The 254-nt window shown below is 68.9% G+C and carries 1 protein-coding gene; it reads right to left on the reverse strand.

Features of this window, described 5'->3' with window-relative positions:
- The coding region (locus KUM03_RS29075) for a carboxyl transferase domain-containing protein (RefSeq protein WP_302185908.1) at positions 1-254 on the reverse strand (254 nt) is incomplete at both ends.

Genomic DNA, 254 nt, shown 5'->3' on the forward strand with positions numbered 1-254 from the left:
ACCATGAACACGAAGTCGGTGAGGGCGGGGCTGTAGGCCGCGCCGCCCGCGCACGGGCCGAGCATCACGCTGATCTGCGGGATGACACCGGACGCCTTGGTGTTGCGCTGGAAGATGCCCCCGTACCCGGCGAGCGCTGAGACGCCTTCCTGGATACGGGCGCCGGCGCCGTCGTTCAACGACACCAGCGGCGCACCCGCCGCGATGGCCATGTCCATGATCTTGTGGATCTTCGTGGCGTGGGCCTCGCCCAG

The organism is Streptomyces sp. AC602_WCS936, assembly GCF_019049125.1.
Classification (GTDB): domain Bacteria; phylum Actinomycetota; class Actinomycetes; order Streptomycetales; family Streptomycetaceae; genus Streptomyces.